The organism is Litoreibacter arenae DSM 19593, assembly GCF_000442275.2.
GTDB lineage: Bacteria > Pseudomonadota > Alphaproteobacteria > Rhodobacterales > Rhodobacteraceae > Litoreibacter > Litoreibacter arenae.
The window spans coordinates 37,594-51,524 of sequence record NZ_KE557314.1; the positions used below are offsets into that span (position 1 = coordinate 37,594).

Below are 13,931 nucleotides of genomic sequence, written 5' to 3' on the forward strand. Positions count from 1 at the left end.
GCCAAATTTTCATCGAAAATTTGCGGACAGAGTTTCGTCGAAACTCTGCCTCCTAGTGGCCAAGGATCTGGCTCAGGAACAACTTGGTGCGCTCGCTCTTCGGGTTGTTGAAGAACTCCTCCGGCTCGTTCTGCTCCACAATCTGCCCCGCATCCATGAAGATCACGCGGTTGGCGACCTGACGGGCAAAGCCCATCTCGTGGGTCACGCAGAGCATGGTCATGCCCTCTTCCGCCAGCTCGATCATGGTGTCGAGCACCTCTTTGATCATCTCGGGGTCCAGCGCCGATGTCGGCTCGTCAAACAGCATAATGCGCGGTCGCATGCACAGTGATCGCGCAATCGCCACACGTTGCTGCTGACCACCCGAAAGCTGGCCGGGATACTTGTCGGCCTGCTCCGGAATCTTCACCTTCTCAAGGAAGTGCATCGCCGTTTCCTCGGCTTCGCGTTTTGGCGTCTTGCGCACCCAGATCGGGGCCAGCGTGCAGTTCTCCAGAATGGTCAGGTGGGGGAACAGGTTGAAGTGCTGGAAGCACATGCCCACTTCGGACCGGATCTTGTCGATGTTTTTCAGGTCCGATGACAGCACCGTTCCGTCCACCACGATCCTGCCCTGCTGGTGCTCCTCCAAGGCGTTGATACACCGGATCAGCGTGGATTTGCCCGAGCCGGATGGCCCGCAAATCACGATCCGCTCGCCACGTTGCACGGTCAGGTCAATGTCGCGCAGCACGTGGAAGGTGCCGTACCACTTGTTCATGTTGGTGATCTCGATCGCGACTTCGTCCGAGACCGTCATTTGGGATGCTTGGGTCATTATTCAGGTCTCCTTAGCGGTGGCTGGTGTTAAGCTGGCGCTCAAGCCACTGGGAATATTGCGAAATCGAGTAGCACACGACAAAGAAGAGCAACGCGCCGAAGCCGTAGACCTCCCAGTAGACGCTGATCCACTCGGTAGAGTTCTGGATGGGTCCGCGGATCATGCCCACTAGATCGAACATCGAAATGATCGACACCAGCGTGGTATCCTTGAACAGCCCCACCGCCACGTTCACGATCCCCGGAATGGAAATCTTCAGTGCCTGTGGCAAAATGATGAGACGCGTGGCCTGCGTGTAATCCAGCCCTAGGCTGTCCGCCGCCTCGTACTGCCCTTTCGGCAACGCAGCCAGACCGCCCCGGATCACCTCGGCGATATACGCCGCCGAGAACATGGTGATCATGATGATCACCCGCAGGATCAGATCGAAATTGGATTCCGGTGGCAGGAAGTAGGCCAGCATCACGTTCGCCACGAACAGCAAAGTGATTAGCGGCACGCCACGGATGAATTCGATGAACACCACGCAAACGCCCTTGATCAGCGGCATGGAGGACTGGCGCCCCAAGGCCAGCAGAATACCCAGCGGGATCGACAGGGACACGCAAACCGTGCCGAGGATCATGTTAAGCATGAAACCCCCCATGTCGCGCGATGCGACCTCCTGTAGCTCAATCGGGAAAACACCGTTCAACGCCATCCATATCGGCCCCAGCAGGTATGTCAGCGCAACATAGATAAACAACAGGGCAGTCACGACGGAGACTAGCCCGCCATCCTCGTAGCTGTTGAAGATCGCGTAGCCGACGAAAATGCCCATGGGAACGCACAAAGCGAAGGTGAAGATCGCCATCAGCCAGAAGAGACCATAAGCAACGGAACTTACGATCCCCTCGGTCCCGACGCTCCCCGCGATGAATACAAGCTCCTGTGCGCCGATGAACAGCAGGTAGGTCAGACCCACGCCGCAGATTACCCCGATGACGCCGGACACGATTTTGCGCATGTCGACGGATATCTGCCGCGCTACAAGCTGGAAAACCAGTCCGGTCGCAATGACCAACGCCAGCAGTGTGACCGGCATCCAAAGCGACCCGCCCCAAATCAGCCAATAGGCCAGAAACGGGTAAAGCGCCGTGAACAGCAGCATCTTGCGCGGCAATTTCTGGAACAACGCCGGCGCGGCAGCGGCCATCAGTAGCACGAAAGCCAACAGAATGCGCCAGTAGCCATCTTGCGGATACTTGAAGCCGAACAGCAGGTGATCCCAACGGTCAACCAGAACTGCGAAGCAGGCACCCGTTGCGCCGTCCAACTGGTCGCGGCAGTCGCGGATCGACTCCGCCTCCCACACGCCATTGTAGAACCACGGGAACACCGCGATAGCCAACCTGGCCACGACATAGAGCGCGATCAGCGTCAGGACGGTGTTGAAAACCCCCGAGAACAGGTTCTCCCGCACCCATTTGACAGCACCGGCCTGCGCGACAGGGGGCGGCGATGGCGGGATTTCGGTTTCGCGGACGAAAGCGACTGATTGCGCGTGTGTGTCAGACATATCAGCGCTCCTGCAATTTCATCGTGTTGTTGTAGATGTTCATGATGAACGAGATCGACAGCGAGATGATGAGGTAGAACAGCATCAGCAGCAGCACCGACTCGATGGCCCGGCCGGTTTGCAGCAAGGTGATGCCACCCAGCGTACCGGTCAGGTCCATATAACCCACGGCGATTGCCAGCGACGAGTTCTTGGTAATGTTGAGATATTGCGAGATCAGCGGCGGGATGATGACCCGAAGCGCTTGCGGCAACACCACAAGGTTCATGATCCGCCCGGGCCGAAGGCCCAGCGCCGCCGCAGCCTCGGTCTGCCCAGCGGACACCGCAAGGATACCTGCCCGGACGTTCTCCGCAATAAAAGCACCGGTGTAGATCGCGAGTGCGAACCACAAGGCTATCAGCGAGCCCAGTATCGTAACACCGCCCCGGAAGTTGAAGCCTTTCAGCTCCGGATACTCAAGCGAGATGGGCGAGCCCATGACCAGTTGCGCCAGGATGACGGGCACGAAAAACAACGCGACCGAAGGCCAGAATGTCGGCACCAGTCTGCCGTGATCGTAGAGCTGTTTCCGCGCGTAGCGGCGATACATGAATATGCCAATGATCGAGGCGATGAAGACACCCACGACCAGCAGCGACCCGCTGCCCCAAACGGGCTTTGGCAAGTAAACGCCGCGGTTGGTGACCGCGATGGTATCGAACAACCACATGGAGGCCGACGGGTCGTCGCCCCTGAAATCCCGCGGCGCGGGGGCGGCGTTGATCATGATCGAGAAGATGATCAGGATCCAGATCAGCACCGGCACGTTGCGGAAAATCTCCACGTAGAAAGACATGATCTTGCGCACCAGCCAGTTGGGCGACAGGCGCAGCACCCCTGCGAGAACACCGATAATGGTCGCGGTGACACAAGCCAGAAACGCGACGATCAGCGTGTTCAGCAAGCCCACCATCGCGGCACGGCCATGTGTGTCTTGGCTGTCATAGCTAATGGGGCGCTGGTTGATATCATATCCGGCTTGCGCACCGAGGAAGTCGTAAGAAATATTCAGCCCGGCTTCCGTCAGGTTGCGCACGAGGTTGCCGCCGATAAAGGCCATGGCGGCGATAATTGCCACAAGCGCGATGAACTGGAAGGTGAGCGAGCGGTAGCGCGTATCGTTCAACAGCATAGAGGGCCGGAACGACTCCGTGTGCGGGTCGGCTAGTGTCGTCATCTGGGACGTTCCCTGTCTTGGCTGGCGCTATTTTTATGCACGTCATTTGCGCGTGCGGCGCTACCAGCTCTTTTTTGGATGGTCGTTGTCGGACAGATGAAAAGGGCGCGGAAAATCCGCGCCCTCCTCTCTTAGAGTTTACCGGAACGGCGGTGCGTAGATCAGACCACCATCGGTCCACTGTGCGTTCAGGCCACGGGCCAGACCGATCGGAGTGGAGGCGCCGATGTTCTTCTCGAAGATCTCGCCATAGTTGCCTGCAACACCGATCGCACGCTTGGCCCAGTCTTTATCAAGACCAAGCATCGCGCCTAGATCACCTTCAGTGCCCAGCAACCGGTTGATTTCCGGGTTCTCGGTGCCGGCGGACAGCTCTTCCAGATTGACCGAAGTCACACCCAGCTCTTCAGCTGCGATCAGCGAGTTCAGCGTCCAGCGGGCAATATCGGCCCATTCGTTGTCACCGTGACGCACCAGCGGCGCCAGTGGCTCCTTGGAGATGATCTCTGGCAGCAGAACATAGGCTGACGGGTCTTCAAAGTTGGCGCGTTGTGCCGCAAGTGCCGACGCGTCAGTGGTGTAGACGTCACATGCGCCAGCAATGAACTGCTGGACCGCTTCTGCGCCGGTCTCGATCGGAACCGGCTCGTAGGTAATGCCGTTCGCGCGGAAGAAGTCCGCAAGGTTCAGCTCGGTCGTGGTGCCGGTCTGGATGCAGACAGTAGCGCCATCGAGATCTTTTGCGGATGCAACGCCCAGCTCTTTTGGAACCATGAAGCCCTGGCCGTCATAGTAGTTGACCCCGATAAATTCGAACTTCAGGTCGACATCGCGCGAAAGCGTCCAAGTGGTGTTACGTGCCAGCAGATCAATTTCGCCGGAGGCCAGCGCGGTGAAGCGCGTCTTGCCGGTGGTTGGAACGAATTCGACAGCATTGCCGTCGCCCAGCACGGCGGCAGCCACAGCGCGGCACACAGCCACGTCGAAACCTTGCCATACGCCTTGCGCGTCTGGCTCAGCGAAGCCGGGCACGCCTGTGGTCACGCCACAGTTCAGTTTGCCGCGTGCTTTAACTTCGTCAAGCGTGGCTGCCGATGCGCCGCCAGCAACAATGCCGGCAACGGTCAGGGCGCCAAGAAAAACGGATTTTTTCATGTTTACCTCTTCCTGATGGTCCACCCGTTTTCGGGCGGTTTATTTGGCCGAGTGAAGGCCGAGAGCGATACGTGGGGAAGGTTCTCCCCGTCGATAGGGCTGAATAAGGCCAAATCGACGGTTAAACGTCAAGACAATACGGGGGATTTACCCTTGGTAAGGCACTGAAATTAGACGCACGACCGCGTGGGTGAAGCCAAAATCGCAACAATGCACGCTAAAAGGGCCTAATCGGCCCTATCTTGCGCGCCTAAATGATAAAATACCTCTGCCCTTAATAAGTCACGCTTTTTAAGGGCCGCCTGCGCTTCGGCGTCTTCATCGGCCCCCCATTGGGCCATTTGCCAGTCCTCATCGATTCGGCTCAGTGTCCATGCCTTATCGGCATCAAGCTCCCCGCGGGTGACCGCCAGACCCAGAATTAACGATCCCGTGATCGCCACAAGGTCGTGAAAAGCCGTAAGCTCGAACGCGTCGAAACCAGCCACATGACGGCGAAGCGTCGTCAGCGTCTCGGGCGCTTGTGGCTTGTGCATCACGCCGGTGCGCAGCTGTAACGGCGCGCCCAGCGCAGTGGCCGACCAGTCGACCATCGGGTCCCAGCCCTCCGCCTGCTTGCGCACCAGCCCCTCTGGGCTGTCGGCGCGATAACATAACAGATCGCTGTCCCCATAGGCCGCCAGCATGTCGACCACCTCCGCATGCTGCGTCGCCACCTTATCAAGCGCCGCGTTGACCGCGCGGGTCACCGGCATCGACAGCGGGTCAATCTTCTCACCTTGTGCGTCCCATTCCGCCTTCATGGCCTCTGCCATCGCCCGCGTCGGCACGACCACAGGCGCTTTGAGCGGAGTGCGCACCGGACGCCCATCCAAATGCACCGCAAAACCGCCCTCGACCTCATCGGCAGTCACGTTTTCCCAAAAGCGTTTCGCAGCCCATTCGCTCATGGCGTCTTACTCCAAATTCCGTTCAACGCGGCGTCCAGATCCGCGTAGGTGTCAATCAATACAGTCGCACGTGCGCGAAGTTTCTCGGGCGTGTGATACCCCCAACTGACCCCGACCGAGGCCATCGACGCATTCGCCGCCATATCCATGTCATAGCTTGTGTCGCCGATCATCACCGCGTCTGCCGCCTCGACGCCCGCGTCATACATGCAGCGCTCCAGCATCGACGGGTGCGGCTTTGACGGGTGGTCATCCGCCACCTGCGTCGTCACGAAAAAGCGGCGCAGGTCATGGGCATGCAGCAGGTGGTCCAAGCCCCGACGAGACTTGCCTGTAGCGATCCCCAGCAGCACGTTATCCTGCGCATACAGCCGCTCGATCGCCTCCAAAGCACCGGGGTAAAGCGGGCTCGTTTCCGTGCTGTCTCGCAGCTTGCGCGAGGTCATGAACGACGTCTTGTACCCCTCCACCAGCGCGTCGCCATGGGTGGGATAGAGCGCGGGCGTCAGCTTCTCGAACGCCGCGTGCAGCGACAGCCCGACAATGCCCAGAATATCCGCCCGCGACGGCACAGCTTCGCCAATCGCCTCGAACGTGGTGGTCATGGCTGAGACGATGTCGTCCTGACTATCCACCAACGTCCCGTCGACATCGAAGACAACCAGCTTCAGCTCTGCCATTGCTCATCCGCGTCGAAAGGATCATTTGGCACGTCATTCTCGGACCAGCCGAGGAAATCCCACGACCGCTGCATATGATCCGGCAAATCCGCTTCGATGCGGATCATCTTGCCCGTCACCGGATGTTCGAACTCTAAGGACCGCGCGTGCAGGTGCAGCTTCTTGCTGATCTCGTCGCCCAGCTGAGAGCCCCAGCCGTCGCCCATATTCTCCTGCCCCGAGCCGCCATATTTGCCGTCGCCCACAATCGGATGCCCCATCTCGGCCATATGCGCGCGCAACTGGTGGGTGCGGCCGGTAATTGGCACCAAGGCCATCCAGGCCGCCCGCTGCCCCAGAAAGCACAGCGTCGCGTAATCCGTCTGCGCCCGTTTCGCGCCGGGCGTATTCGCTACTTCGCGCGGGTGGACGCAATGCATCTTCTCGCCCTCGCCGCCTTTGCCATGGCCCGGAGCCTTCACCAGCCCGTATTTGATCGTTCCGATCTTCGGATAGGGAACGCCCGCAACCATCGCCCAGTAAATCTTGCGCGTGCCGTGGTGCCGGAACGCCGCTGTCAGCGCCGTCGCCATCGCAGGGGTCCGCGCCAGAACCAGAACGCCAGAGGTATCCTTGTCCAAACGGTGCACCAGCTTCGGCGTGTCATGGCGGTCAAAGCTCAGCGCCGCCGCCATGCCGTCCACATGTCGCGCGGTTTTCGAGCCGCCCTGCACCGCCAGACCGGCAGGCTTATTCAGCGCGATGATGTGGTCGTCTTTGTAGATCACACAGCCGCGGATCATCTCCGCGTCGGCCTTGGAGACATGCGGCATGCGCGTTTGCGCTTCCATATCCTCCTCGCTCGGCAGCGGCGGAATGCGCACCTCTTGGCCCGGCCCCACACGGGTGCTCGATTTCACCCGACCGCCATCGACGCGGATTTCGCCCTTGCGGCACATCTTCTCGATGCGCCCCTGTGGCACATGCGGGAATTGCTTGCGGAACCAGCGGTCCAGCCGCTGCTCTGCCTCGTCGGGGCCAACTCTAAGGGTCTGAACCTTGCTCATGCGAATAGTCCTCTGGCGATCATCACGCCTGCGATCAGTCCGGCGATGGACAGGATTACGGAAGCCAGCACGTATAGCCCGGCTGCCCCCGTCTGGCCACGCTCAAATAGGGTGTATGCCTCTAGGGAAAAGGCGGAAAACGTGGTGAACCCGCCCAAAATGCCCGTCATCACGAAGGGGCTCAGATGCGTGTTCGATGTCTTGGCTGCGAACACCACAAACAGACCCATGGCAAAGCTGCCGACGATGTTCACCGACAGCACGCCCAGCGGAAACCCCGGACCCGTCAGCTTGAACATGCCAATGCCCGCGAGGAACCGCAAAGCGGCCCCGATGGCCCCGCCAAGGGCGACCTGTAGAGTGGTATAAAACATGCGCGTTCTCTCTGCCCTGCGCGGCCCAGAGTCAAGTTCAGCGTTTTGCCCGCAGCTTGGTGAAATAGTCCAAGCGCCGCTTCAACTCCCGCTCGAACCCGCGCTCCACGGGGTTGTAATACACCCCGCGCTTCATCGTCTCGGGGAAATAGTTCTGCCCCGAAAAACCGTCCTCCGCGTCGTGGTCATAGGCGTAGCCGTCGCCGTAACCCTGATCCTTCATCAGCTTTGTCGGCGCGTTCAGGATATGCTTCGGCGGCGGCTCCGAGCCGGTTTTCTTCGCGGCTGCCATAGCGTTCTTATACGCCGCATACCCAGCGTTGGACTTCGGCGCGAGCGCCAGATAGGTCACCGCCTGCGCCAGCGCCAGCTCCCCTTCGGGCGAACCCAGCCGCTCATACGTCTCCCAAGCATCCAGACAAACGCGATGCGCATGGGTGTCCGCCAAGCCGATATCCTCCACCGCCATCCGCGTGATCCGCCGCGCCAGATAGCGCGGGTCTTCGCCCCCCGTCAGCATCCGCGCGAACCAGTACAAGGCCGCGTCAGGGTCCGATCCACGCACCGATTTATGCAAGGCCGAGATCAGGTTGTAATGGCTGTCCCCCGACTTGTCGTATTGCGCCGCACGGCGCATCAGCCGCTTGCCCAGACTTTCGGTGTCCAGTTTGCCGTCGATCTTCCACGCGCTCACCTGCTCGATCAGGTTCAAAAGCGCCCGTCCGTCGCCATCCGCCATTTCCAGCAGCGCCGCCCGCGCGTCGGGGTCCAATGGTAAATTGCGGCCCAAGTCCTTCTCCGCCCGCTGCGCCAGCCGTTCCAGATCAACCAGCGACAGACGCGTCAGCACCAACACCTGCGCCCGTGACAGCACAGCGGCATTCAACTCGAACGAGGGGTTCTCGGTCGTGGCCCCAACCAGAAGGATCGTGCCGTCCTCCATATAGGGCAAAAACCCGTCCTGCTGCGCCTTGTTGAAACGGTGTATCTCGTCGACGAACAGCAGCGTCCCCTGCCCGTTGTCGCGGCGCATCCGCGCGGCATCGAATATCTTCTTCAGGTCCGGCACACCGGTGAAAATCGCGCTGATCTGCACGAAATGCAGATCGGTTTCATCCGCCAGCAGCCGCGCGATGGTGGTCTTGCCCACCCCCGGCGGCCCCCAGAAAATCAGCGACGACAAAGCGCCCGATGCCAGCATCACCCCAAGCGGGCTGTCCGGCCCTAGCACCTGTTCCTGTCCGATAACCTCGCCCAGCGTTTTGGGCCGCAAACGATCCGCCAAAGGCTGCATCTTCGACGGCTCTTTCGCGCCCGTATCGAACAGGTCCGGCATCAGATACGGAACCTGTAGGAAAACCGCTGCCCGCCGCGCAAGCCGTCAATCCGCCAGTTGCGCGAGCGCATGTCCGACACATCCTCCACATCGGCCGTCGACATGATCGCCTCGCCGTTGATTTCCAGCAGAACGTCGCCCGCACGCAATCCCACACGAGCCAGCGGGCCGGACACATCCGTCACCACCACACCCTCGGACAGCGCCGTGGGCAGGTTCAACTCCGACTGCACCGCCGGATTGATATTGGCCACGGCCAGACCCACCAACGTGCCGCCCTGCACCACCCGCGCGTCACGCGGCGGCGTGTCAGGCGCTTCGATCAAAGCGACCTCCGCCTTCCTGACCTCGCCATCCGATAAATACTCCACCGTGATCGTGTCGCCAACCGGCCGCACCGACATGCGAAACAGCATCTCCGGCGGCGAGTTCACCGGCTGCCCGTCCACCGACAACACGATGTCACCCAAGGCCAACCCAGCCTCGGCAAACGGGCTGGCCGGATGCATCGACGAAATCACCACGCCCTCCGGCACGCTCAGCCCGAACCCTTCGGCCAGCGAGTAGTCCACGGCCTGCCCGAAAATACCGGCCCAGGCTTGGGTAAAGCTGTCATTGCCCGCCCGCGCCTGCTCGACATAGCGCGCAACCAGATTGGCGGGGATGGCGAAGCCCACCCCGTTCGACCCGCCGGAGCGTGTCAGGATCGACGTGTTGATCCCGATCAGACGCCCGCTCACGTCAATGAGCGCGCCGCCAGAGTTCCCCGGATTGATCGCCGCATCCGTCTGCAAGTAGTACCCGCGCGCGTTGCCTGTCGCCGTGCCGGACCGCGCCAGCCCCGAGACGATGCCGGACGTCACGGTCTGCCCGATCCCGAACGGGTTGCCGATGGCCAGCGCCAATTCGCCCACCTCGACCTGGTCGCTGTCGCGGAAGTCCAGATGCGGCAGCGGCGTGTCCGCGTTGATCTTCAAGATCGCCAGATCGCTGTCCCGGTCCGCCAGCAGAATATCCGCCTCGAACTCGCGCCGGTCGGTCAAAACCACGCGGATTTCCGTCGCCATGCCGACCACATGGTAGTTCGACACCACGATCCCGTCCTCGGACACGATCACACCCGACCCCAGCGAGTTCTGAACCCGTGGCCGCGACAGGCCAAACCCACGAAACAAATCCTCGAACATCGGGTTGCCCGCGAACGGGCTTTCCGACTGCTGCACCACGCGGTTGGCGAAGATGTTGACCACCGCGGGGGCTGCCTCCTTGACCAGCGGCGCAAAGCTCAGGCTGATCTCGGTCTGGCTCTGCGGCACCTTCACTTCGGCGGACGCAGGCAGGGCAAAGGCAAGGACGGCGAGAACGGGTAAAATCAGTCGCATCGGGTTTCCCTCTGTGGTGCGTCCCTCTGATATGCCGCCGCGACCGCCGGAATTCAATGCGCTTACAGGTCGCCTTCGTAAGCCAGCCGCCGCCTGCGCCGCTCCGCCAGTATCTCAAGACGCGGATACCAGTTGTAGCGCTTGTCCTCGCGGGTCTTGCTCCAGAACAGCCGCCCGCTGTCGCGCCACGGGTCCAGCACGATCGCGTCATACATGTCGTCGCCCTTGGCCGAGATCAGCACGGTGCTGTGCGAAATCAGGATCGGGTTCAGCCCGTTGGCAATCGCGCGGTGCAGGTCCAGCGTCTTGAACTGCTCTTGCGCCAACCGCGCCTGCATGTCCTCCGCCCAGTGCCAGCATAGCCCGCGCGGGCGCTCCCCCCGGTTCACCTTGCGGTTATGGGCCAGCGGGCGGTCGGTAATCCGGTATTCCTTCGCCAGTTGCAAAGGGTAGTCGTAGGCAATCCGCGCCGCGCGCGCTGCCTCGTCAGGGTCCACATGCGCACCCAGCCCACGGATTTTCGCTGCCAAAGCGTCCACCTCGGCCTTGCTGGCTTGTGGCGGGCCGTCAGGATAGGGCGTCCCGCAGGCGGCCAGAGCCAGGCTTGCGCCGGACATAAGAAGAAACGATCGTCTAAGAATTTTTCTGCCTCATACGTCTTTTTTGTTTGCCGGAAAACTAAGCGGCCCCGCGGCCCGTGTCGAGCCTATGACCAAAACGTGAAAAGCCCCGCCGGTCACAGGCGGGGCCTTCCAAATCTCTCGTCAGAAGCGCCCTATTCGGCGTCTTCGGCCTCAAGGCGGGCCTTGTCGGCGGCACCCTTGGCGGATACGTCGCGGTCGACGAACTCGATGATTGCCATGGGCGCCATGTCGCCGTAGCGGAAGCCGACTTTCATGATGCGCACATAGCCGCCCTGGCGGTCTTTGTAGCGGGGGCCCAGCACGTCGAACAGCTTGGCCAGGTCTTTGTCCTGACGCAGCTTCGAGCCAGCTAGGCGGCGGGCATGCAGATCGCCGCGTTTCGCCAGCGTGATCATCTTTTCAATGATGGGGCGAAGCTCTTTGGCTTTCGGCAGGGTTGTCTTGATTTGCTCATGTTCGATGAGCGAGCCGCACATGTTGACGAACAGCGCTTTGCGGTGCTCGTGGGTGCGGTTCAGGCGGCGGTAGCCTCTTGCGTGACGCATTTGGTCGTTCCTTCTATCTATACTTTGTACGGGTCAGCGATGCGTGTCGCTGCCTCTGTTGGGGCGGGATTGCCCGTGTTTTCCCGGTCAAAACACCGGTATTTTCGTGGTCTGCTTCGCGTCGGCATTGTGTCGGACTTTTGTCGGGCACGCCGGGCGGAGCTGCAAGGCGGGGGCGACCCCGCCTCACGGTGTTTCTCAGAACGCGTCTTCGAATTTCTTGGCCAGATCTTCGATGTTCTCTGGCGGCCAGTCCACGATGTCCATCCCGAGGTGCAGGCCCATGCCGGACAGCACTTCCTTGATCTCGTTCAGCGACTTGCGGCCGAAGTTCGGCGTACGCAGCATTTCTGCTTCGGTCTTCTGGATCAGATCGCCAATATACACGATATTGTCGTTCTTCAGGCAGTTGGCCGAACGTACGGACAGTTCCAGCTCGTCCACCTTCTTCAGCAGAAGCGGGTTGAACTCCAGCTCGTCCTCGTCGTCCTGCGCGCGGGCCGATTCCGGCTCGTCGAAGTTCACGAAGATGCCCAGCTGATCCTGCATGATGCGCGCGGCATAGGCCACGGCGTCGTCAGGCGTCAGGGAGCCGTCGGTTTCGATCTTCATCGTCAGCTTGTCATAGTCGAGCACCTGACCTTCGCGGGTCGGCTGCACGTCGTAAGACACTTTCTTGACGGGCGAGAAGATGGCGTCGATCGGGATCAGGCCGATGGGTGCATCCTCCGGCTTGTTCTTCTCTGCCGAGACGTAGCCCTTGCCGGTGTTCACCGTCAGCTCCATGAACAGCTCTGCGCCGTCATCAAGGTGGCAGATCACATGGTCGCGGTTCAGGATTTCGATGCCAGCGCTATCCGAGATATCGCCAGCGGTCACGACTGCCGGGCCTTTCGCGGAAACCGACAGGCGCTTTGGCCCTTCGACTTCCATGCGGATGGCCACGCCTTTGAGGTTCAGGATCACATCCGTCACATCTTCACGCACGCCCGCGATCGAGGAAAACTCGTGCAGCACGTTGTCGATCTGGACCGAGGTGATCGCGGCACCTTGAAGCGAGCTCATCAGAACGCGACGCAGGGCGTTGCCCATGGTCAGGCCAAAACCACGCTCCAGCGGCTCGGCAATCACGGTTGCTTTGCGCGCAGGGTCGTTGCCGGGCTTTACGTCCAGTTGGGTGGGCTTGATCAGCTCTTGCCAATTTTTATGGATCATGTGTGTCGCCTCCATGCTCGACCGCGGATCATGTCCAAATCCGGGGCCACTCGAGGTTGAAATGACAAACACGGACCCCGCCCAGAACAAGGACGGGGACCGCGCGATAAAATCGTATCTTAAACGCGGCGGCGCTTTGGTGGGCGGCAGCCGTTATGGGCCATTGGCGTCACGTCGCGGATGGACGAGATCTGGAAGCCCGCAGCAGCCAGCGCACGCAGCGCGGACTCACGGCCAGAGCCTGGGCCCTGAACTTCGACTTCCAGCGTCTTCACGCCGTGTTCCTGAGCCTTGCGGCCTGCGTCTTCGGCAGCCATCTGTGCGGCGTAAGGCGTCGATTTGCGCGAGCCCTTGAAGCCACAGGTCCCAGCGGAGGACCAGGAGATAGCGTTGCCCTGAACGTCAGAGATCAGGATCTTGGTGTTGTTGAACGAAGAGTTCACATGCGCAACGCCTGCGGCGATGTTCTTGCGGACCTTCTTCTTAACGGTGCGTTTTTCACGTGCCATGGATCAAGCCTCCCCTTACTTCTTCTTGCCGGCAATGGCCTTTGCGGGGCCTTTGCGGGTGCGTGCGTTCGTGTGGGTCCGTTGACCGCGAACAGGGAGGTTACGACGGTGGCGCAGGCCACGGTAGCAACCCAGATCCATCAAACGTTTGATGTTCATGGTGGTCTCACGACGCAGGTCGCCTTCGACGTCATAGTTTTCGTCGATATGCTCGCGGATTTTCAAAATCTCGGCGTCCGAGAGATCGTTCATGCGGCGCGATGCGTCGATACCGACGGCTTCACAAATCGCTTTCGCGGAGGTGTGGCCGATGCCGGTGATGTAGGTCAGTGCGATGGGGACGCGCTTTGCGTCTGGCAGGTTAACGCCGGAAATACGTGCCAAGTGGCAATTCCTTCTTCGGTCGCGGTTCCGTAGCTCCGGAACCTTTTTTCACAACGTAAGCCCGAAGGTTTTTTACAACCTGCGGGCTTGGCTTGGATATGGTCAACACCG

General features: G+C 60.6%; 15 protein-coding genes. All 15 read right to left on the reverse strand.

What is annotated here, in order from left to right; all coding sequences use genetic code 11:
• Positions 1-52: 52 nt before the first annotated feature.
• Entirely contained in the window at positions 53-820 is a 768-nt protein-coding gene (locus THALAR_RS12460) for an amino acid ABC transporter ATP-binding protein (protein WP_021101928.1), read from the reverse strand.
• 13 nt (positions 821-833) lie between these two features.
• The gene (locus THALAR_RS18875) at positions 834-2,381 is read right to left on the reverse strand and encodes an amino acid ABC transporter permease (RefSeq protein WP_021101929.1); all 1,548 of its coding nucleotides are present in this window, start codon (positions 2,379-2,381) and stop codon (positions 834-836) included.
• A 1-nt stretch (position 2,382) separates the two neighbouring features.
• Positions 2,383-3,600, reverse strand: a complete 1,218-nt coding sequence (locus tag THALAR_RS12470; protein ID WP_040818678.1) for an amino acid ABC transporter permease — start codon at positions 3,598-3,600, stop codon at positions 2,383-2,385.
• 138 nt (positions 3,601-3,738) lie between these two features.
• On the reverse strand, positions 3,739-4,755 hold the full coding sequence (locus THALAR_RS12475; protein ID WP_021101931.1) for an amino acid ABC transporter substrate-binding protein: 1,017 nt from the start codon (positions 4,753-4,755) through the stop codon (positions 3,739-3,741).
• Between the two features lie 227 nt (positions 4,756-4,982).
• Positions 4,983-5,705: an ATP12 family chaperone protein gene (locus tag THALAR_RS12480; protein WP_021101932.1), complete on the reverse strand. Its 723-nt coding sequence runs from the start codon at positions 5,703-5,705 to the stop codon at positions 4,983-4,985.
• Positions 5,702-6,385 carry an HAD-IA family hydrolase gene (locus tag THALAR_RS12485; protein ID WP_021101933.1) on the reverse strand — a complete coding sequence of 228 codons (684 nt, stop codon included), beginning with the start codon at positions 6,383-6,385 and terminating at the stop codon, positions 5,702-5,704. Before THALAR_RS12485 ends, THALAR_RS12480 begins: the two co-directional genes overlap by 4 nt.
• Complete coding sequence (locus THALAR_RS12490) at positions 6,373-7,431, reverse strand: RluA family pseudouridine synthase (protein ID WP_021101934.1); 1,059 nt, start codon at positions 7,429-7,431, stop codon at positions 6,373-6,375. Before THALAR_RS12490 ends, THALAR_RS12485 begins: the two co-directional genes overlap by 13 nt.
• Complete coding sequence (crcB, locus tag THALAR_RS12495) at positions 7,428-7,805, reverse strand: fluoride efflux transporter CrcB (RefSeq protein ID WP_021101935.1); 378 nt, start codon at positions 7,803-7,805, stop codon at positions 7,428-7,430. Before crcB ends, THALAR_RS12490 begins: the two co-directional genes overlap by 4 nt.
• A 37-nt stretch (positions 7,806-7,842) precedes the next feature.
• On the reverse strand, positions 7,843-9,141 hold the full coding sequence (locus tag THALAR_RS12500) for a replication-associated recombination protein A (RefSeq protein WP_021101936.1): 1,299 nt from the start codon (positions 9,139-9,141) through the stop codon (positions 7,843-7,845).
• Positions 9,141-10,523, reverse strand: a complete 1,383-nt coding sequence (locus THALAR_RS12505; RefSeq protein WP_021101937.1) for a trypsin-like peptidase domain-containing protein — start codon at positions 10,521-10,523, stop codon at positions 9,141-9,143. Before THALAR_RS12505 ends, THALAR_RS12500 begins: the two co-directional genes overlap by 1 nt.
• Positions 10,524-10,585: 62 nt before the next feature.
• A complete protein-coding gene (locus tag THALAR_RS12510; RefSeq protein ID WP_021101938.1) occupies positions 10,586-11,140 on the reverse strand; it encodes a hypothetical protein in 555 nt (184 codons plus the stop codon).
• A 158-nt stretch (positions 11,141-11,298) separates the two neighbouring features.
• A complete protein-coding gene (rplQ, locus tag THALAR_RS12515) occupies positions 11,299-11,712 on the reverse strand; it encodes a 50S ribosomal protein L17 (protein ID WP_021101939.1) in 414 nt (137 codons plus the stop codon).
• Between the two features lie 198 nt (positions 11,713-11,910).
• The gene (locus THALAR_RS12520) at positions 11,911-12,927 is read right to left on the reverse strand and encodes a DNA-directed RNA polymerase subunit alpha (RefSeq protein ID WP_021101940.1); all 1,017 of its coding nucleotides are present in this window, start codon (positions 12,925-12,927) and stop codon (positions 11,911-11,913) included.
• A gap of 119 nt (positions 12,928-13,046) precedes the next feature.
• A complete protein-coding gene (gene rpsK / locus THALAR_RS12525; RefSeq protein WP_021101941.1) occupies positions 13,047-13,436 on the reverse strand; it encodes a 30S ribosomal protein S11 in 390 nt (129 codons plus the stop codon).
• Between the two features lie 15 nt (positions 13,437-13,451).
• Entirely contained in the window at positions 13,452-13,820 is a 369-nt protein-coding gene (gene rpsM, locus THALAR_RS12530; RefSeq protein WP_021101942.1) for a 30S ribosomal protein S13, read from the reverse strand.
• Positions 13,821-13,931 lie beyond the last annotated feature (111 nt).